This window comes from Frankia sp. CcI49, assembly GCF_001983215.1.
GTDB classification, from domain to species: Bacteria; Actinomycetota; Actinomycetes; order Frankiales; family Frankiaceae; genus Parafrankia; species Parafrankia irregularis.
Window position 1 is genome coordinate 34,682 of sequence record NZ_MOWP01000038.1, and the last position, 19,625, is coordinate 54,306.

Annotated in this window: 18 protein-coding genes; 1 reads left to right on the top strand and 17 read right to left on the bottom strand. The window is 71.4% G+C overall.

Annotation, left to right across the window (positions count from 1 at the left end; all coding sequences use genetic code 11):
- Nucleotides 1-153 precede the first annotated feature (153 nt).
- The 10 genes from rpoZ to pyrR form a co-directional block, all read right to left on the bottom strand.
- Nucleotides 154-438, bottom strand: coding sequence for a DNA-directed RNA polymerase subunit omega (gene rpoZ / locus CcI49_RS32810; protein ID WP_018503033.1), 285 nt, complete (start codon nucleotides 436-438; stop codon nucleotides 154-156).
- 152 nt (nucleotides 439-590) lie between these two features.
- Nucleotides 591-1,142, bottom strand: coding sequence for a guanylate kinase (gmk, locus tag CcI49_RS32815; protein ID WP_054566633.1), 552 nt, complete (start codon nucleotides 1,140-1,142; stop codon nucleotides 591-593).
- A 473-nt stretch (nucleotides 1,143-1,615) separates the two neighbouring features.
- Nucleotides 1,616-1,936 (bottom strand): integration host factor, actinobacterial type, encoded by a 321-nt coding sequence (mihF, locus tag CcI49_RS32820; RefSeq protein WP_006540116.1) that lies wholly within the window; start codon nucleotides 1,934-1,936, stop codon nucleotides 1,616-1,618.
- 245 nt (nucleotides 1,937-2,181) lie between these two features.
- Entirely contained in the window at nucleotides 2,182-3,060 is an 879-nt protein-coding gene (gene pyrF, locus CcI49_RS32825) for an orotidine-5'-phosphate decarboxylase (protein ID WP_054565514.1), read from the bottom strand.
- 91 nt (nucleotides 3,061-3,151) lie between these two features.
- A complete protein-coding gene (gene carB / locus CcI49_RS32830; RefSeq protein ID WP_076833158.1) occupies nucleotides 3,152-6,427 on the bottom strand; it encodes a carbamoyl-phosphate synthase large subunit in 3,276 nt (1,091 codons plus the stop codon).
- Entirely contained in the window at nucleotides 6,427-7,608 is a 1,182-nt protein-coding gene (gene carA, locus CcI49_RS32835) for a glutamine-hydrolyzing carbamoyl-phosphate synthase small subunit (RefSeq protein WP_198955710.1), read from the bottom strand. The genes carB and carA overlap by 1 nt, the downstream gene beginning before the upstream one ends.
- Before the next feature lie 73 nt (nucleotides 7,609-7,681).
- Nucleotides 7,682-9,328, bottom strand: coding sequence for a hypothetical protein (locus tag CcI49_RS32840; protein WP_076833161.1), 1,647 nt, complete (start codon nucleotides 9,326-9,328; stop codon nucleotides 7,682-7,684).
- Nucleotides 9,325-10,680, bottom strand: coding sequence for a dihydroorotase (locus CcI49_RS32845; RefSeq protein WP_076833164.1), 1,356 nt, complete (start codon nucleotides 10,678-10,680; stop codon nucleotides 9,325-9,327). Before CcI49_RS32845 ends, CcI49_RS32840 begins: the two co-directional genes overlap by 4 nt.
- Nucleotides 10,677-11,606 carry an aspartate carbamoyltransferase catalytic subunit gene (locus CcI49_RS32850; protein ID WP_054566465.1) on the bottom strand — a complete coding sequence of 310 codons (930 nt, stop codon included), beginning with the start codon at nucleotides 11,604-11,606 and terminating at the stop codon, nucleotides 10,677-10,679. Before CcI49_RS32850 ends, CcI49_RS32845 begins: the two co-directional genes overlap by 4 nt.
- A 43-nt stretch (nucleotides 11,607-11,649) precedes the next feature.
- The gene (gene pyrR, locus CcI49_RS32855; RefSeq protein WP_083473084.1) at nucleotides 11,650-12,357 is read right to left on the bottom strand and encodes a bifunctional pyr operon transcriptional regulator/uracil phosphoribosyltransferase PyrR; all 708 of its coding nucleotides are present in this window, start codon (nucleotides 12,355-12,357) and stop codon (nucleotides 11,650-11,652) included.
- Nucleotides 12,358-12,820: 463 nt separating this feature from the next.
- On the opposite strand from pyrR, the gene CcI49_RS32860 reads away from it, so the two are divergent.
- Nucleotides 12,821-13,318, top strand: coding sequence for a transcriptional regulator (locus CcI49_RS32860; protein WP_006540108.1), 498 nt, complete (start codon nucleotides 12,821-12,823; stop codon nucleotides 13,316-13,318).
- A gap of 318 nt (nucleotides 13,319-13,636) precedes the next feature.
- On the opposite strand, the gene nusB is transcribed toward CcI49_RS32860, so the two are convergent.
- The 7 genes from nusB to CcI49_RS32895 form a co-directional block, all read right to left on the bottom strand.
- Nucleotides 13,637-14,134, bottom strand: coding sequence for a transcription antitermination factor NusB (nusB, locus tag CcI49_RS32865; protein ID WP_076833167.1), 498 nt, complete (start codon nucleotides 14,132-14,134; stop codon nucleotides 13,637-13,639).
- Entirely contained in the window at nucleotides 14,131-14,694 is a 564-nt protein-coding gene (efp, locus tag CcI49_RS32870) for an elongation factor P (protein WP_054565519.1), read from the bottom strand. The genes nusB and efp overlap by 4 nt, the downstream gene beginning before the upstream one ends.
- Nucleotides 14,695-14,905: 211 nt before the next feature.
- Complete coding sequence (gene aroB, locus CcI49_RS32875; RefSeq protein WP_054565520.1) at nucleotides 14,906-16,015, bottom strand: 3-dehydroquinate synthase; 1,110 nt, start codon at nucleotides 16,013-16,015, stop codon at nucleotides 14,906-14,908.
- A complete protein-coding gene (locus CcI49_RS32880) occupies nucleotides 16,015-16,659 on the bottom strand; it encodes a shikimate kinase (protein WP_083473085.1) in 645 nt (214 codons plus the stop codon). Before CcI49_RS32880 ends, aroB begins: the two co-directional genes overlap by 1 nt.
- Nucleotides 16,660-16,661: 2 nt before the next feature.
- Nucleotides 16,662-17,846 carry a chorismate synthase gene (gene aroC, locus CcI49_RS32885; RefSeq protein WP_054565521.1) on the bottom strand — a complete coding sequence of 395 codons (1,185 nt, stop codon included), beginning with the start codon at nucleotides 17,844-17,846 and terminating at the stop codon, nucleotides 16,662-16,664.
- Between the two features lie 103 nt (nucleotides 17,847-17,949).
- Nucleotides 17,950-18,612, bottom strand: a complete 663-nt coding sequence (locus tag CcI49_RS32890) for an A24 family peptidase (RefSeq protein WP_076833307.1) — start codon at nucleotides 18,610-18,612, stop codon at nucleotides 17,950-17,952.
- 5 nt (nucleotides 18,613-18,617) lie between these two features.
- Nucleotides 18,618-19,622 (bottom strand): shikimate dehydrogenase, encoded by a 1,005-nt coding sequence (locus CcI49_RS32895; protein WP_054565523.1) that lies wholly within the window; start codon nucleotides 19,620-19,622, stop codon nucleotides 18,618-18,620.
- Between the last annotated feature and the right edge of the window lie 3 nt (nucleotides 19,623-19,625).

Here is a 19,625-nt window from a genome sequence, read left to right on the forward strand (position 1 = left end):
TGGGCCGCCGGCCGGCGTCACCCGAGGGCACCTCCCCGGGGGGCGGTGTGGGTGACACGGGCGGTGTGGGTGACACCGGCGTGTCACCCACCGAGTGCCGCGGGCCGGTGCACGGCCCCGGTCGTCACGGCGAACACCGGCGAGGCTGCCCGGTCAGGAGACCGGAGGCAGCGGGTCGGTGATCGTCTCGTGGGTGAGCAGGCCCGAGTTGATCTCGCGAAGCGCGATCGACAGCGGCTTCTCCTGCGCACTCGTCGTCTCGACGAGGGGGCCGACATACTCCAGGAGGCCCTCACCGAGCTGGGAGTAGTAGGCGTTGATCTGACGAGCCCGCTTGGCGGCGTAGATCACGAGGCTGTACTTGGAGTCGGTGGCCTCGAGCAGCTCGTCGATCGGCGGGTTGGTGATGCCCTCAGGCTGGGCGACGGTACCGGACACGGTGTCCTTCCGGGTGGGGCGATGGGAGGCCGCGCCACGGCGGGCGCGGGCCGGGCCCTTGGGTACAGCGATGCCGTGGGTACAGCGGTGTCGTACGTGCACGCGGTGCCACACGTACACAGCGCCGGATGTACACAGCGTCGCTCGTCACACTAGTGTGACGAGCTGGTCATCAAGCCTACCAACCGCTCCGCGGCGGCTGTGACCTCGTCGTTCACGATGACCTCGTCGAACTCCGTCTCGGCGGCGAGCTCGATGCGGGCTCGGTCGAGACGCCGCCTGATGACGTCGTCCCCCTCCGTGCCCCGCCCGGTGAGACGACGGACGAGCTCGTCCCACGTGGGCGGGGCGAGGAAGACGAAACGGGCCTGCGGCATGGCGGACCTGACCTGCCGTGCGCCCTGCAGCTCGATCTCCAGCAGGCAGGGCGCACCGGCGGCGATCCGCTCCTCCAGTGGCCCGCGGGGGGTGCCGTAGGCGTGCCCGGCGAACATCGCGTGCTCGACGAACTCACCCACCTTGACCATGTGGGCGAACTCCTCGGCGTCGACGAAGTGGTACTCGACGCCGTCGGTCTCACCCGGTCGCGGCGCGCGTGTCGTCACGCTGACGGACACCCAGACCTCCGGGTGCAGCCGGCGGACAGCGGCAACGATCGTGCCCTTGCCCACTCCCGACGGCCCCGACAACACGGTGAGTCCCATTCCGACACCTTAGAGCCCGCCCACCGGGCGGCGCAGGTTCGGTGGTGGGCACGTCGGCGCCCCGGCCGTGGCCGGGGCGCGGCGCCGGCGAACATCCACCGCCGCCCTGCCGTCAGCAGACGGAGGATCGTCATCTAGATGCCATCAAAGTACGGGTTCCCGCACTCACCTCAGTGGTATGCGAGCCCAAAGGGTTCCCGGTCGGGTAGCCCAACGGATGGCACCCGACCGGCGCGCCTAACGGATGCGAGCGTCATCAGCATGCCGGGGGCTTTGGGTCCCGGCATTCGATGAGAACGCATCGGCGTCCCGCCGGCGATTGAGCAACCGAAGCGATTGACGCAACGCAATGAACTGCCGTGACACCGGAACGTGTCGACGCCTCGCGGCATCAACACCAACAGGTGAAGACCGTCACGGGCCGTTACCGGTGTTCCCGGGAACGCAGGTCCATCACGCCGCGCCACGGTCACTCATGCGCCGGCGCCGAACTCCTCCAGGAGCGCGGCACGCTGCTTGGCCCCGAGCCCGCGCAGGCGGCGGGTGGGGCTGATTCCAAGTCGCTCCCGGATCTTCTGGGCCCGAACTCGGCCCACCCCGGGAAGCGACTCCAAGACCGCGGAAACCTTCATCTTGCCGACGACCTCATCGCCATCCGCGAGCTCGAGAACCGCGGCAAGACTGATCTCCCCCTTCTTCAACCGCTCCTTGAGTTCGGCGCGCTGCTTACGAGCCAGCGCAGCTTTCTCGAGGGCGGCGGCCCTCTGCTCGGGCGTCAGGGGCGGCAGGGTCACGGGTACGCCTCCTCAATGTGGTGATCGCGCCGCGCAAACTAGCGAGGAAGAGGCTCCTCGGTCCAGCCGAGCTGCATCACTCCGATCGCCGGGCATTGTCCCCACAAGACACAGCCTTTGATCGGATGAATGCCCTGTGTCGCATGCGCAGGACGCTTTCGGACCTTGGCGGCCCCACCGTACCGGCCGACGGACACCAAGAGCGCCCCGACCTGCACCGAGTGGCGTTTCCGCAGGTCAACGACCTACCGGAGTGGAGTAACCCTGGCGGCGAGAGTGGCGGCGGCCACGGCCCGATCGCTCGCGGAGGTGATCGGACGACCGATCACCAGAAGGTCCGAACCGTCCGCGAGCGCCCGTTCCGGGGTTGCGACACGTGCCTGGTCGGCCTGCTCCGAGCCCTCCGGACGGACCCCAGGTGTGATGAGAGTCACAGTTTCGCCGAGCTCTCCGCGGACCAAGGAGGCCTCTTTCGGGCTGCAGACGAGAGCCCTCGCGCCGGCCTCCACGGCAAGCACGGCGAGTCTGCGAACGGCGTCCGAGGGCGGTCCCGACAGGCCGATGGAGGCGAGCGCGGCGGCATCCAGAGAGGTGAGAACCGTGACCGCGGTCACGTGGACCTCGGGCGCCGCCTCGACCGCGGCCCTGATCATCGCGGCCCCTCCGGCCGCGTGCACCGTCACGAACCGAGGCGCCAGGACGGCCAGCGAACGCATCCCGCCGGCGACCGTCGCCGGGATGTCGTGCAGCTTCAGATCGAGGAAGAGCTCCGGTGCGGATCCGGCCGGCCCGGCCGGATCGGCCGGACTCGACAGTGCGGAGTGGTCACCCTCCGTCAGGGATCCGAGGGTGTGGCCCGCCCCGGCAGACCCCACCGAACCCGCCTGAACCAGCAGACCTTCGTCACGCAGCGCATTCACCACCGCGCCACCCTCCCGAAGGAAGAGCTCCAGGCCGATCTTCAGGACGGCGCAGTGTGGCGCGACCGCGCGAGCCCAGTCCAGCGCGGTGGCCCCGTCCGGGGCGTCCAGCGCGACCGCGATCGGCGGCCGGCCGGCCGGTGGCACCCACAACCGGCCCGACCATGAATGGCTCTGTGACGTCACCGGTCGGCCCCCTGTCATCCATCCACCACCCATCCGAGCCAGCGCCGGTCCGGCCCGGCACCCATCCGAGCCGGTGCCCGCACGGGCGGCACCCGTGCGGGCACCGCCGTCACTTCTCCCAGGCCGCCCGCAGCGCGGCGTGGTAGTCCTGCAGCGGTCGCACCCCGAGCTCACCCCGAACGAGGGACTCGATACCCTGCACGCACGCGGCAGCCGCCTGGATGGTCGTGATGCAGGGAACCCCGGCGCTGACGCAGGCGGTGCGGATCTCGTAGCCGTCCAGCCGCGGTCCGACACCCCAGGGTGTGTTGATGACCAGATCGATCTGGCCAGAGGTGATCATTTCAACGCAGTCGATGAGGTCCTCGCTGGGAGCCCGATGCTTGCCCAGGACCACGGCCTTGACCCCGTTGCGTCGCAGCACGTCCGCCGTCCCGGCTGTCGCGTAGACGACGAAACCGAGATCCGCCAGCCGCTTGATCGGGAAGATCATCGCCCGCTTGTCGCGGTTCGCCACCGAGACGAACACCCGTCCGAAGGTCGGCAGCGACGCGTACGCGGCGGCCTGCGACTTGGCGTAGGCCGTCCCGAAGCCGTCATCGATGCCCATCACCTCACCGGTGGAACGCATCTCCGGGCCGAGCACGGTGTCCACTCCGTGGCCTCCCGCGTCGCGGAAGCGACCGAAGGGCAGCACGGCCTCCTTGACGGAGATGTGCGAGTCCAGCGGCAGTGTCGCGCCGTCACCATGCGCCGGCAGCAGGCCCTCGGCCCGCAGCTCGGGCACCGTCGCGCCGAGCATCACCCGGGCCGCGGCCTTGGCCAGCGGGACCGCCGTCGCCTTGGAGACGAACGGCACGGTCCGCGAGGCCCGCGGGTTGGCCTCCAGGACGTACAGGACGTCGGACTGCAGGGCGTACTGCACGTTGAGCAGCCCGCGCACGCCGACGCCCTCGGCGATCAGCCGGGTCGACTCGCGGATCCGGTCGAGCTCCGAACGCCCGAGGGTGATCGGGGGCAGCGCGCAGGCGGAGTCACCGGAGTGCACCCCGGCCTCCTCGATGTGCTCCATCACTCCGGCGAGGTACAGCTCGGAGCCGTCGTAGAGCGCGTCGACGTCGATCTCGATCGCGTCGTCGAGGAAGCGGTCGACCAGCACCGGGTGCTCGGGCGAGATCTGCGTCGCCCGCTCGATGTAGTCGCGCAGCATGGCGTCGTCGTAGACGATCTCCATCCCGCGCCCGCCCAGCACGTAGGACGGCCGTACCAGCACCGGGTAACCGATCCGGTCGGCGACGGTTCGTRCCTCCGCGTACGAGGTGGCCACGCCGTGCGGCGGCGAGGGCAGGTTCGCCTTGTCGAGCACCTGGCCGAACTGGCCGCGGTCCTCGGCGAGGTGGATGGCCTTCGGCGGAGTGCCGGCGATCGGCACGCCCGCGTCGGCCAGCGCGGCGGCGATGCCGAGCGGGGTCTGGCCGCCCAGCGAAACGACCACTCCGGCCAGCGGGCCCGCCTGCGACTCGGCGTGGATGACCTCCAGCACGTCCTCGACGGTCAGCGGCTCGACGTAGAGGCGGTCGGCGGTGTCGTAGTCGGTGGAGACCGTCTCCGGGTTGCAGTTGACCATCACCGCCTCGTAGCCGGCCTCGGACAGCGCCATCACCGCGTGGCAGCAGGCGTAGTCGAACTCGATGCCCTGGCCGATGCGGTTGGGCCCGCTGCCGAGCACGATCACCCGCGGGCGGTCGCTGGGCGCGACCTCGGTCTCCTCGTCATACGACGAGTAGTGATAAGGCGTCTCGGACGCGAACTCGGCGGCACAGGTGTCGACCGTCTTGTAGACGGGACGGATCCCGGCCCGATGCCGGAACGACCGGACCACGTCCTCCTTGGTGCCCAGCAGGGCCGCGAGCTGGGCGTCGGAGAAGCCGGCCCGCTTCGCCCGGCGGATCCCCTCCGGGTCACGGGTCAGCGACGCGGCGATCTCGTTGAGGTAGACGATCTGGTCGACGAACCAGGGGTCGATGCCGGTCTGCGCGGTCACCTCGGCCGGCTCGGCACCGGCGAGCAGCGCCTGCTGCACGCAGCGCAGCCGCCCGTCGTGCGGGACACGTGCCTCGGCGAGCAGGTCCTCGACGGACTCGGTCGGCGTGGTGAAGCTGAACGCGAGGCCGGGCTGCTCCATCGACCGCAGCGCCTTCTGCAGCGCCTCGGCGAAGCTGCGGCCGACCCCCATCGCCTCGCCGACGGACTTCATCGTCGTGGTCAGCGTCGTGTCCGCCCCCGGGAACTTCTCGAAGGCGAACCGCGGCACCTTCACGACCACGTAGTCGAGAGTCGGCTCGAAGGCGGCCGGGGTCGTGCGCGTGATGTCGTTGGGGATCTCGTCGAGGGTGTAGCCGAGCGCCAGCTTCGCCGAGATCTTGGCGATCGGGAAGCCCGTCGCCTTCGACGCCAGCGCGGAGGAGCGGGACACCCGGGGGTTCATCTCGATCACGACCTGGCGGCCGGTGGCCGGGTCGACCGCGAACTGGATGTTGCACCCGCCCGCGTCCACCCCGACCGCGCGCATGACCGCGATCGACATGTCGCGCATGCGCTGGTACTCGCGGTCGGTCAGGGTCAGTGCCGGCGCCACCGTCACCGAGTCGCCGGTGTGCACGCCCATCGGGTCGATGTTCTCGATCGAGCAGACGACGACCACGTTGTCGGCGCGGTCACGCATGAGCTCGAGCTCGAACTCCTTCCAGCCGAGCACGGACTCCTCGACGAGCACCTCGGTGGACGGGCTCGCCGCCAGGCCGAAGGCGGCCATCCGGCGCAGTTCCTCGACATCGTGCGCGAAGCCGCTGCCGGCGCCGCCGAGGGTGTAGCTCGGACGGATCACGACGGGGTAGGAGAACTCGTCCGCGGCGGCGAGGCACTCCTCGACCGTGGTGCAGATCGCGCTGCGGGCGGTCTCACCGTCCACCGAGGCGACGATGTCCTTGAACGCCTGCCGGTCCTCTCCGGAGCGGATGGCGTCGATGTTGGCGCCGATCAGGAGCACCCCGTACTGCTCCAGCACCCCGGCGTCGTGCAGGGCGACCGCGGTGTTGAGCGCGGTCTGGCCGCCCATCGTCGCCAGGATCGCGTCGGGGCGCTCCCGTTCGATGATCTTCGTGACGATCTCGGTGGTGATCGGCTCGATGTAGGTCGCGTCGGCGATCTCCGGGTCAGTCATGATCGTCGCCGGGTTGCTGTTGACCAGGATCACCCGCAGGCCCTCGGCCCGCAGCACCCGACAGGCCTGGGTGCCGGAATAGTCGAACTCGCACGCCTGGCCGATGACGATCGGCCCGGAGCCGATCACCAGCACGGACCTCAGGTCCTCGCGCCTGGGCATCAGGCTTCTCCCCGCTTCCGCCTGCCGGCAGCCATGAGGCCGCAGAACCGGTCGAACAGTCCGTGGGCGTCGTGCGGGCCAGGCGCCGCCTCCGGATGGAACTGGACGCTGAATGCCGGTACGTCCAGGCAGGTCAGACCCTCGACCACGTCATCGTTGAGGGCCACATGACTCACCGCCACGCGCCCGTAGGGCGTGTCGGTGGTCCCCGTGAGCGGTGCGCGCACCGCGAAGCCGTGGTTGTGGCTGGTCACGGCGATCCGGCCGGTCCGGGTGTCGGCGACCGGCTGGTTGACGCCCCGGTGGCCGTAGGTCAGCTTGTACGTCTCGAACCCCAGCGCCCGGGCGAGCACCTGGTTGCCGAAGCAGATCCCGAAGACCGGGACGCCCGCGTCGAGCACGCCGGTGAGCGTCTCGACCGCGTAGTCGGCACTGGCCGGGTCACCAGGCCCGTTCGAGAGGAAGACGCCGTCGGGCGAGAGCGCCAGCAGCTCCTGGGCGGTGCTGCGGGCCGGCAGGACGTGCACCTCGCAGCCCAGTGCGGCCATGGAGACGGGCGTGTTGCGCTTGATGCCCAGGTCGAGGGCCGCGATCCGGAAGACCGGCAGGCCCGACCGCGCCTCGACGACATACGGAGTGGTGGTGCTGACCTCCGGTGCGAGGTCGGCACCCACCATCTCGGGCGAGGCCTGAACCCGTTCCAGCAGCGAGTCGAGATCGGTGTCGGTGCTGCTGATCCCGCAGCGCATCGCGCCCCGCTCACGCAGGTGGCGGGTGAGCGCCCGGGTGTCGATCCCGCTGATCCCGACCACGCCGGCGTTCTCGAGCTCCTCGTCGAGGGTGCGCTGCGCCCGCCAGTTCGACGCGAGCCGGCTCGGGTCGCGCACCACGAAGCCCGCGACCTGGATGCGCTCGGACTCGTAGTCCAGGTCGTTCACACCGGTGTTGCCGATGTGCGGCGCCGTCATGATGACGATCTGCCGGTGATATGACGGATCGGTGATCGTCTCCTGGTATCCGGTCATTCCGGTGGAGAAGACCGCCTCACCGAACGCCTCGCCGACCGACCCGAAGGCCTCCCCGGCGAAGCTCCGGCCGTCCTCCAGCATGAGCACCGCCTGCCGGCCCGTTCCCGGCCGCCCGCCGTCCGGCGGGGCAGGCTGCCTGTCGAAGCCGCTCACCGGCTCACCTCTGCCCTGTTCCTGCCACTCGTGCCGGTGATGTCGCTTGTCACCCGTCTGGTGGTCATCGTCGTTACTCCCATCCCGGCACCCGCTCGCCCGTCGGCGACGACGGCGGCGGGGGTACAGCGAACGCGTCGCGATCCGGGTCAGGGGACCAGCCCGCGGCCGGAGCGCCGGCCCACGGCTGGCGCGCGGCATCGGCGGGCTGACCGCCGTGATAGCCGGCCGCACCCGGCCCGGAATACTGCCCCGGCCGCTCCCGCTCGGGAAGGCGCCCCACCTCGTAGGCACCGGTGTCGTAGCCGCGGGTACCGGGCGGCACGGCGCTGTGGCCGGCCGTTCCATAGGCACCCGTGTCAAACCCGCCCTGGTCGAACCCGGCGGTGTCGTAGCCGGCGGTGTGGTAACCGCCCGTGTCGTACCCCTGCGTCTCATACGCGCCCGTGCTGTGCGCGCCCGTCGCAAACCCGTGCGCGCCCGTCGCATGCCCGCCGGCCACCGGGACGCCCCCCGTCTGCGCACCTGCGGGGTAGCCCCCGGTCGGATAGCCCCCGGTGGCCGGATAGCCACCTGTGGGGTATCCGCCTGTGCCGGGCACCGCCGTCTCCTGGGTGCCGCCGCCGGCGAGCGAACCGCCGTAGGAGACCACGCCGTGGGCCCCCGTACGCCGGATGCCGGTGGTGTGGGCCTCCACCTCGTGCGATCCCGTGTGGGCCGCGCTGGTCGGAACGGGTCCCGTCGGGACAGGTCCCGTCGAGACCGGACGGGTCGGGACGGGACCGGTCGGCATGGAACCGGTCGGGACGGGCGACGTGCTGGTCGGCCCGCCCAGGTGGGGTGTCCCCACCGGATGGCCGGCCGTGCCGTTCGCGGGCAGCCTCGGCTGGTTCCCCGGCAGCGGATTCCCGCTCCGCCGGCGGGGCTGGCGACCGATCACCGGAATCGGCATCGTGGCGGGACCGGGACCGGGACCGGGAACGCGGCGGCCGGCCGCACCGGCACCAGCCGCCTCGGGACTCACCGCCCCGGGAGTGGGCGTCGGACGCGGCGTCGTGACGCGCGGCCTCAACCTGGCCCGAACCCGCGGCACCGCATGCGGCGAGGTGATGTCCCCGGGCAGTGGCGCCGTCGGCATCGGCCCGATCAGGTCGTGGACGGATCGCACGACCCGGGGCTGGCGCGCCCTGTCCTCGCCGCGGAACCCGGTCTCCAGCTCCCGGCCGTCAAAGGACCAGGCGACGACCACGAGCCGGCTCGGCGCGGCGACCTTCCCCGCATGCCCACGCTCGAGCCGGGCGCCACGCACGGCCTCGCGGGGAATCCAGAAGGCATGGCCGTCGCGGTCGACCCGGACGCCCTGCTCGTAGACGGCGATGTAGTCGCCGTCGTGCCCGGCGAGCCCGCGGGCCGCGATCCACTCCCGCCAGTGCCCCGCGTCGACGGTGCCGAGATACCTTCCGCGCAGCGGCGCGGCCAGCACGTTCCCGGTCTGCTCCGGCGGTTCGGGCAGGTCCGGCAGGTCCTCCTCCTGCTCCTGCGCCCGGCCGCTCCAGGCCCGTCGCATCGCGCCGACGAAGGCCACCGCGAGCAGCAGCAACCCGAAGGCGAGCAGGAGGTGCAGGGCCGCGCCACTCGGTCTGCCGACCGCGACGACCGGCCCGGCCAGGGCGAATGGCGCCATCCCCAAGGCGGGGGCTCCGCGGGACGTCAAGCTCATACGATCTTCCCGTCGAGCACGGTGGGACGGCCCCGGAGGAAGGTCGCGCGGATCACCCCGGGGAGCGTGCGGCCACGGTACGGAGTGTTCGTGCTCCGGCTGGCGAAGGCAGCAGGGTCGATCACCCGCTGCGCCTGCGGATCGAGCAGTGTGAGCGTCGCGGACGTACCCACCTGCGCGAACTGCGCGACGTCCAGCACGGTGTCGGCCACCCCGCCGATCCGCGCGGGCGCGGCTGCCATGCGGTCGGCCACATCGGACCAGTCGAGATGCCCGGTCGTGACSATCGTCTCGATCACCACCGACAGCGCCGTCTCGAGCCCGAGCATCCCCGGCCGAGCGGCGGCCCACTCGGTTTCCTTGTCCTCTGGTGCATGCGGGGCGTGATCAGTTGCCACACAGTCGATCGTGCCGTCCGCCAGCCCGGCTCGCAGTGCCTCTGTGTCGGCTTTGGTGCGCAACGGCGGATTGACCTTGTACACCGGGTCGTACGAAGCCACCAGATCTTCGGTGAGCAACAGGTGGTGCGGGGTCACCTCGGCGGTGACCCGCCACCCCTTCGCCTTCGCCCACCGGATGATCTCGACCGAGCCGGCCGTGGAGACGTGACAGACGTGCAGACGCGAGTCGACATGGCCGGCGAGCAGCGCGTCACGCGCGATGATCGCCTCCTCGGCGACCGCGGGCCAGCCGGGCAGGCCGAGGCAGGCGGCCATCGCGCCCTCGTTCATCTGCGCCCCGGCGGTGAGCCGAGGCTCCTCCGCGTGCTGCGCGACCACGCCGTCGAACGCCTTGACGTACTCCAGCGCGCGGCGCATGAGCAGCGCGTCGGACACGCAGTGCCCGTCGTCGGAGAACATCCGCACCGCAGCCGCGGACGTCGCCATGGCTCCCAGCTCGGCGAGCTGGGAGCCGGCGAGCCCCTTGGTCACGGCACCGACCGGACGCACCTCGCAGTGCCCGGCGTCCTGGCCGAGCCGCCACACCTGCTCCACCACTCCGGCGGTGTCCGCGACCGGGTCGGTGTTCGCCATCGCGAACACCGCCGTGTAACCACCCAGCGCCGCGGCCCGGGTGCCCGACTCGACGGTCTCGGCATCCTCGCGCCCGGGCTCGCGCAGATGTGTGTGCAGGTCGACGAACCCGGGCAGTGCGATGAGGCCCGCGCCGTCGACGATCAGCGGGCCGCGCCGGGTTCCGCCGGCCGCACCGTCGGCGGCGTCCGCGACGACGCTGGTGTGCTCACCGCCGCCGGGCGGCGTGACCGCGGCGATCCGCCCGCCCGCGATCACCAGGTCTCGGGGGTCGCCCCCCAGGGGACTGACGCCACGCAGCACGATCACCGATGTCATGTGGTCTCCCGGTCGGTGCCGCCACCCAGCAGCAGATAGAGGACGGCCATCCGGACGCTCACCCCGTTGGCGACCTGGTCGACCACCGTCGACCGCGGTGAGTCCGCCACGGAGGAGGCGATCTCCATGCCCCGGACCATCGGCCCGGGATGCATCACCAGCGCGTGCTCCGGCATGAGCGCGGCACGGTCCGCGTCGAGGCCGTAACGCCGGCTGTACTCCCGCTCGCTGGGGAAGAACGCCGCGGACATCCGTTCCCGTTGCACGCGCAACATCATCACGACGTCGGTCTTGGGCAGCACCGCGTCGAGGTCGTAGGAGACCCCGACCGGCCACCCGTCGATGCCCAGCGGGAGCAGGGTCGGCGGCGCGACCACGGTGACCTGCGCACCCAGCGTCGTCAGCAGCCAGATGTTCGACCGCGCGACCCGGGAGTGCAGGACGTCCCCGACGATCGTGACGGCGAGCCCGTCCAGCCGGCCGAGCCGGCGGCGGATCGTGAAGGCGTCGAGCAGGGCCTGGGTCGGATGCTCATGCGTCCCATCCCCCGCGTTCACCACGCTGCCGTGCACCCAGGATGCGAGCCGGTGCGGCGCGCCACTGGCCGAATGGCGACAGACCACCGCATCCGCCCCCATGGCCTCCAGGGTCTGCGCCGTGTCCTTCAGGCTCTCGCCCTTCGACACGCTTGACCCTCGCGCCGAAAAATTGATCACATCGGCCGAGAGTCTCTTGGCGGCGACTTCGAAGGAGGTGCGGGTGCGGGTGGAATCCTCGAAGAAGAGGTTGACGACGGTCCGGCCGCGAAGTGTCGGCAGCTTGCGGACCGGCGCGTCGGCGACCCGCGCCATCCGGTCCGCCGTGTCGAGCACGAGCAGCGCGTCGTCCAGCAGCAGGTCAGCGGTGGAGAGCAGGTGGCGTTTCACACCCACCGCCGAGGTCCGCTGCGGCGCCTGCTCGCGGGCGCGGTCACAGCGCGTCCGCGGAGACGATGAGCACGGCGTCCGCGCCGTCGACCTCACGCAGCCGAACGGCGACCGACTCGCGTCGCGAGGTGGGCATGTTCTTCCCCACGTAGTCAGCTCGGATCGGGAGCTCGCGGTGGCCTCGATCGACCAGCACGGCGAGCTGGACCGCACGCGGCCGGCCATAGGCCGAGAGCGCGTCGAGYGCGGCCCGGACGGTGCGGCCCGAGTACAGGACGTCATCGACGAGAACGACGACCATTCCGTCCACTCCGCATTCCGGGATCTCGGTCACCTCGAGCGGGCGAACCCCGCGCAGCCGCAGGTCGTCCCGGTACATCGTCGGGTCGAGCGAACCGACCGGCAGATTCACGCCTTCGACCGCGGCCACTCTGCGCGCCAGCCGCTGCGCGAGCGGAACACCACGGGTCGGGATGCCGAGCAGGAGCACACCGTCACCGCCCGAGGTCTTCTCCAGTACCTGGTGCGCCATCCGGCTCACAACCCGGTTCATATCGGCGGCGGAGAGCACAGTACGGCTCAATCCAGGCCGGTCGGCACGCCCGCGCGGCCCGGCCACGGCGTCATCGTCGCTGGTCCGGCCCACCACGTCCACCGCGCCGTCGGAGTCCTCGGCAGGTGGGCGCGAGGTGGCCCCGGGCATGTTTCCGGGTGTGTTACGGGCAGGATCGCCTTGCGCGGCCGCAGCCACGAGGTGTCCCTCCTTCCCCGCCTCACTGGACGGTCCTTAAAGGAGCGGTCTCCGCGACCGTACCAGCCAGGTCAGGAGCTGCGTAGCCGGTCAGTGCGGCATGGGGGGCGGCGGCGGGGAACACGTCGTCCTCACACGGACGGGTCCCGCACACGACTTCACAAACCTCGGCGAGCCGTTGCCGAGAGTGACGTGAATCACGATGCTCCGTATACCGAGGACTTCAATCGTCACTACACGTCACCGTAGGCAGACGACGAGCACAGATCCTCACCGTAGCCGGGAAGTGCCGACAGCGCTAATGCCGGCCGCAACCGGAAGGCTACAGAAAGTGGTACAAAGAAAGAGGCGACACGACCCCCCGGGTGTCGAGTCTCAACCCGGCGGGCACTACTATCGGTAACCGCCGGCGGCAAGAGCCCTCGGTTCCAACTGATCGACCACGACAGGAGTGGGCACTTCGATGTCCGACTATGCGAAGGCGCTCGGTGCTCGGCTGCGCGCGATACGCACCCAGCAGGGGCTCTCGCTCCATGGCGTCGAGGAGAAGTCGCACGGTCGGTGGAAGGCCGTCGTGGTGGGCTCCTACGAGCGGGGGGACCGCGCGGTAACCGTCCAGCGGCTCTCTGAGCTGGCCGAGTTCTACGGCGTTCCGGTCGGCGAGCTTCTCCCCGAGGGCTCGACCGTGGCGCCGCTGGAGCAGTCGCCGCGCATCGTCCTCGACCTGGAGCGTCTCGCGCAGGTTCCCAAGGAGCAGGGCGGTCCGCTGGCCCGGTACGCGGCCACGATCCAGAGCCAGCGCGGCGACTACAACGGGCGCGTGCTCTCTATCCGTTACGAGGACCTGCGCTCCCTCGCGGTGATCTACGACACCTCGCCGAGCAAGCTCACCGAGCAGCTCGTGTCGTGGGGCGTGCTTTCACCCGAGCAGGGCAGCGAGCCGGCCGCGTCCGACGCCTAGGTCCAGGTCCGGCACCTGAACCGGGCGCACCAGAACGTCGCACCGCCAGAACATCGCACGACTCGCACGAGGGGCAGCTGGTTCCGGGGGGTACCGGCCGCTCAGCACCGAAACAGCAGGCGAACCAGCACACGTACGCCAGCACCAGTAGTGATCTTCTCTGGGGGAAGACCCGGTACGTCACAGCGGTGACGTACCGGGACACCACGGCTTCCGGGCCCGCCAGCCGGATCGAACCGTCACCCGGCTCGTAACCATCACCCGCGAGCGGACTCCCGCTCCGATCAGCTCACCGTCGGCTGATCAGCTCTCGGCCGGTCAGCTCTCGGCCGGCTCCGTGCGCGTCGCACCTTCGGCCCGCGCCACATCCTCGCCAGCCTCCGCCGGCTCGGCCGATTCAGTGCCCTCCCGCAGCAGCTCGGGCTTCTCCTGCAGCAGGCTGGCCAGCAGACCGTTCACGAACGCGGGCGACCGCTCGGTGGAGATGGTCTTCGCCAGCCGCACCGCCTCGTCGATCACGACGCCGTCCGGCACGTCGGTCCGCCAGAACAGTTCGAGCACCGCGATCCGCAGGATGTTGCGATCGACCGGAGGCATCCGGTCGATCGCCCACCCCTGCGCATGGCTGGCGATATGGCGGTCGATGTCGCCAAGATGCGCGACCACGCCCTCGACCAGGTCGGAGGCGTAGTCAGGCACCGGGGGGTCGGACTGCGCACGGCGGGCGGCCAGGGTCTCCATCGGCCGCAACGACCGCATGTCCGCCTCGTAGAGAATGTCGAGCGCGCGCTTTCGCGCCTTGGACCTGGCGCTCAGTTCGTCACCCGACCGAGGTACCGACCATCGCGGGTGTCGACCTTGACCTTCTCACCCTTGGCGATGAACAGCGGAACCTGGATGTTCGCGCCCGTCTCGACGGTCGCGGGCTTGGTCCCGCCGGTCGACCGGTCACCCTGGACACCCGGGTCGGTCTCCGAGATGATCAGCTCGACGCTGGCCGGCAGCTCCACGTACAGCGGTGCGTCGTCGTGCAGCGCCACCGTCGCCGTCGTGTTCTCGAGCATGTAGTCCGCGGCGGTGCCCACCACGTCCGGCGGGACCGGAATCTGCTCGTAGGACTCACTGTCCATGAACACGAAATCCGCGCCATCCCGGTACAGATAGGTCATCTCGCGACGGTCCACCGTCGCTACCTCGACCTTGACGCCGGCGTTGAAGGTCCGGTCGACGACTTTGCCGGAAAGCACGTTCTTCAGCGTCGTCCGGACGAACGCCCCGCCCTTGCCCGGCTTGACGTGCTGGAATCCGACGACGTTCCACAACACCCCGTCGATGTCGAGCGTCATGCCGTTCTTCAGGTCGTTCGTTGTCGCCACTGCGCGTGTCTCTCCGTTCCGGTCGCCGCCCGGTCGATCGATCCGTACTCGATCGCCAGCCTGTCGCTCGTCACCGTTTCTGGCCGCGGCAAAGTCTACAGATCCGGATCGCCACTGCCGCACAGGCCAACTGGTGGCGCTTCGAGAGCTGGCGGCCGGTTCGCCCGCCGGACCGCTCGCTCCCAGTCCGCTCGCCGTCAGTCCGCTCGCGTCAGGCCTCCACCACGGGCGCGCTTCCCGCCGCGACGGCCCGATACGCTGCGATCAGGTGCTCCGGCTCCGGATCGTCGAACGACCGTGCCCGKCCCAGTGCCTCCAGCACGACGAAACGCAGGCGGCGCCCGCGTGCCTTCTTGTCGACCCGCATCGCGTCGAGCAGGCTCGGCCAGCGGTCCCCGCGGTACTCCACCGGCAACCCGATCTCCCGCAGCAGCTCACGGTGGCGCGCGGCGGTGGTGTCATCAAGGCCCGCGACCCGCCGGGAGAGCTCCGCGGCGAACACCATCCCGACCGAGACCGCGGCGCCGTGACGCCAGGTGAAGTTCTCGATCTTCTCGATGGCGTGCGCGAGGGTGTGACCGTAGTTGAGGATCTCCCTGCCCCCGGCCTCCCGGGGGTCCCCGGACACCACCGCCGCCTTGACCCGGATCGAACGCTCCACCAGCTCGGGCAGATGCGCCGCCCCGGTCGGATCGGCCTCCAGCAGCTCGAGGATGCGCGGGTCCGCGATGAAACCCGCCTTGACGACCTCGGCCAGGCCGGCCTGGACCTCCACCGCGGGCAGCGTCGTCAGCGTCGTGAGATCGCAGAGGACACGCAGCGGCTGGTGGAACGCACCGACCAGGTTCTTGCCCGCATCGATGTCGATACCGGTCTTGCCACCCACCGCGGCGTCGACCATCCCGAGCACCGTCGTCGGCACCTGGACCACGTCGACACCGCGCAGCCAGCCCGCGGCCACGAATCCGGCCAGATCGGTGGTCGCCCCACCGCCGAGGCCGACGACGAGGTCGTCCCTGGTGAAGCCGAGGCGCCCGAGGGTGTCCCAGCACTCACCGGCGACCCGGAGCTGCTTGGCCTCCTCGCCGTCGGGCACCTCCACCGCGTGCGCCTCCGCACCCGCCTGCGCGCGCAGCGCGGCGACAACGGTCGTGGCGGTGGCCCGCAACGCACGTGGGTGGATGACCGCGACCCTGGTCCGCCCCGCGGCGACCACATCCAGCTCGCCGAGCACCCCTTCGCCGAGCACCACCTCGTAGGAGCGGTCGCCGGCCGGGGCGACCTCGATCCGGACCACATCAGAGACCTTCGTCGCCGGCATCAGCGGCTCATCCTCCCCGCGAGTTCGACCAGGATCGCCGCCACGACGTCCTCGACCTCGAGGGCGCCGGTGTCAACCGTGAGGGCGGCCACCTCCTCGTAGAGCGGGCGCCGGGCCTTCAGCAACGCGGCCAGCCGGGTACGCGGACCCTCGACGAGAAGAGGCCGGTCACGGGCGAGCCCCACCCTCCTGGCCGCGGCGGAGGCGCTGACATCGAGGTAGACGACCCAGTGCCCGGCCAGCTCGGCGCGGACGTCGGCGTCGAGCACCGCCCCGCCGCCGAGCGCCAGCACGCCGGTGTGCTCCGCCAGGGCCGCAAGCACCGCGGACCGCTCGGCCGCGCGAAAGTACTCCTCGCCGTGCTCGACGAACACGTCGGAGACACTCATCCCGAGGTTGGACTCGACGTCCAGGTCGGTGTCACGGAACTCCACGCCGACCCGCCGCGCGAGCGCCACCCCGACCGTGCTCTTCCCCGCGCCCGGCGCGCCGACCAGGACCGCGAGCGGACCCGGACGAACCTGCTCCGTGGAGCCCACGGCCGCACCCGCCGCCGCCCCGCTGCCGGCCACCTCGCTACCCGCCTCCCCACTGCCGGCCACCGCGCTGTCCGTGGCCGCCGGGGCCTCGTGCCCGGTTCGCATCGTCAGCGCACCGCCAACGACTTCAGGTAGCCCTCGCAGTTGCGCCGGGTCTCCTCCACGGAGTCCCCACCGAACTTCTCCAGGGCCGCGTCGGCCAGCACCAGCGCCACCATCGCCTCCGCGACCACCGCAGCCGCGGGCACGGCGCAGACGTCGGACCGCTGGGCGATGGCCACCGCGGGCTCGCCGGTGGCCACGTCGATCGTTGCCAGTGGCCGCGACAGCGTCGAGATCGGCTTCATCGCCGCGCGAACCCGCAGTGGATCGCCGGTCGTCATCCCGCCCTCGACCCCGCCGGCCCGGTCGCTGGCCCGCCGCACCCGCAGGCCGGGCCCCTCGACCGGCTCGATCTCGTCGTGCGCGACCGACCCACGCCGCCGGGCGGTGCGGAACCCGTCACCGAACTCGACGCCCTTGATGGCCTGAATGCCCATGAGCTCGGCCGCGAGCCGCGCGTCAAGCCGGCGGTCACCGTGGACATAGCTCCCCAGCCCCGGCGGGCAGCCATAGGCGAGCACCTCGACGATGCCGCCGAGCGTGTCCGCGTCGCGGTGCGCGGCGTCGATCTCGGCGACCATGCGCTCGCTGGTGGCCGGGTCCGCGCAGCGCACCGGGTCGGCGTCGACCACGCCGAGCGAGACCGGCGGCGGCGTGCCCGGCGGGACCTCCACCGCGCCGATCGCCACGACGTGCGAGACGATCTCGATGCCATATGCCTGGCGCAGCAGCGCCTTGGCGACCGTGCCCAGCGCCACCCGCGCCGCGGTCTCCCGCGCGCTGGCGCGCTCCAGCACCGGCCGCGCGTCGTCGAAACCGTACTTCTGCATGCCGGCGAGATCGGCGTGACCCGGCCGCGGGCGGGTCAGCGGCGCGTTGCGGCCCAGACCCGCCAGCTCCTCCGGGTCGATCGGGTCGGGCGACATCACCTGCTGCCACTTCGGCCACTCGGTGTTGCGAACGACAATGCTGACCGGCCCACCGAGGCTGACCCCGTGGCGAATGCCACCGAGCATCTCGACCTCGTCACGCTCGAACTTCATCCGCGCGCCACGGCCGTGGCCGAGCCGGCGGCGGGCGAGCTCGTCTCCGATCTCCGCGCTGGACACGCGGATCCCCGCGGGCAGCCCCTCCACTGTCGCGACCAGAGCGGGGCCGTGGGACTCCCCCGCCGTCAACCAGCGCACCATGGGACCAGTCTTTCACGGCGCTCAGCCGAGGGACGACCGCCCGATACCGCACATAGCCGGACTGACCAGGTAAATCACACAGACCAATCCGTCGGGGCACCCGTCAGCCTGCCGGGCCCCAGCCCGTGCCGAGCACCGCGGCCAGCGCCCCGATCAGCAGAAACGGCCCATAGGCAATCGGATCACGCCGGGACACCCGCCGCAGGATCAGCAGGGTCAGCGCGGTGATCCCCGCGGACATCGTGGCCGCGACCAGCCAGAGCGCGACCGCCGGCCAGCCCAGCCAGCCCAGCGCGAGCCCGAGCAGACCAGCCGTCTTCACATCCCCGCGACCGAGCCCGCTTCCCGGCAGCAGGTACAGCACCCCGTACGCCAGCCAGGCCGCGAAGCCCGCGAGCAGCGCCCGTGACAGGCGGTCCGGGGAGCCCTCCGCCACCGTGGGAACGACGAGCAGTGCCGCCAGCACCGCGTACGACGGCAGGACGATCCGGTCGGGCAGGCGATGGACCCGCAGGTCGACCGCGGCCAGCACGACGCCGACGACCGCCAGGTACAGATAGGCGGGCAGCCGGCCCGTGTGCGGATAGACGGCCGCGCCGACCGCCGCGAGCACCGCGACGGTGACCACCCCGAGCGCGAGCCGGTCGGGCACCGCTCGCCGCGGCGGCACACCGTCCACCGGCCCGAAGGCACCGACGACCGACGGAAGCACGGGCACCGGCAGTGCCGCGCAGACGACGGCCGCAGCGGTCACCGCGGCCGTCATCGCACTCATCCGCCAGAACCCGGACCGGCGGCCACCGGATCACCCGCCGGACCGGCCGCCGCACGGTCCGCGTCCGTCCCCGCGGCCAGATCCGTCCCCGCGGCCAGATCCGTTCCCACCGCCGGGCCGGCGTTGCGCGCGGACAGGGCGGCGAGGCCGGCGGCGAGCAGAACACCCTCATCCACCGCGCAGCCGGTGAAATGTCGCACCTGGCCGACCGCCTGACCGGCCAGAACCTCCAGGCCGCCGATGACCCGGGCACCGGAGCGGTACGCCGACGCGGCCAGCGCTGTCGGCCAGGGGTGGTAAAGCAGCTCCAGCAGCGGGCAGGTCACCGGCCACGCCTGGCGGGCCAGGGTGTCGGTCACACCGGCCGGAGTCGTCGAGATCACCAGATCCGGGCCGGGCGGCACGCCGCCCGAGAGGATTCCCCAGGGCAGCGGCGTCACCGCGACTCCGAGCCGGGCACCGATCCCGACGAGCTCCGCGACCGCACCCGGGCGGCGGGCCACGATGGCGACCCGGGGTGTCCCCGCCCGCGCGAGCGCGGCGACGACCGCACGGGCGGTCCCGCCCGCCCCGAGCATCAGCGGCTGGAGCGGAACCGCCCGGCCCAGGAGCCGACGCAACGCGTACCCGACCCCGTCGACGTCGGTGTTGAACCCGGCCAGGTGGCCGTTCGACCGCACGACCACGGTGTTCACCGCGCCCAGCAGCGCGGCGGTGGGATCGACCTCGTCGAGCAGCTCGACCGCCGCCGTCTTCAGCGGCATGGTCAGCGAGACACCGGCCCAGCCGGGCTCGTCGCGCAGGCGCCCGAGCATGGCCGGCAGGCCGGCCTCGTCACATTCGATCGCGGTATAGGTCAGATCGAGACCGAGACGGGTGTAGGCGGCCATGTGCAGCGTCGGCGAGAGGGAGTGCCCCACCGGCGCACCGAGCACCGCCGCGCGGCGAGCGACCGGGCCCACCCCGATGGGCGCCGCGCGGTCGCCTGAGCTGATCGCCACGGT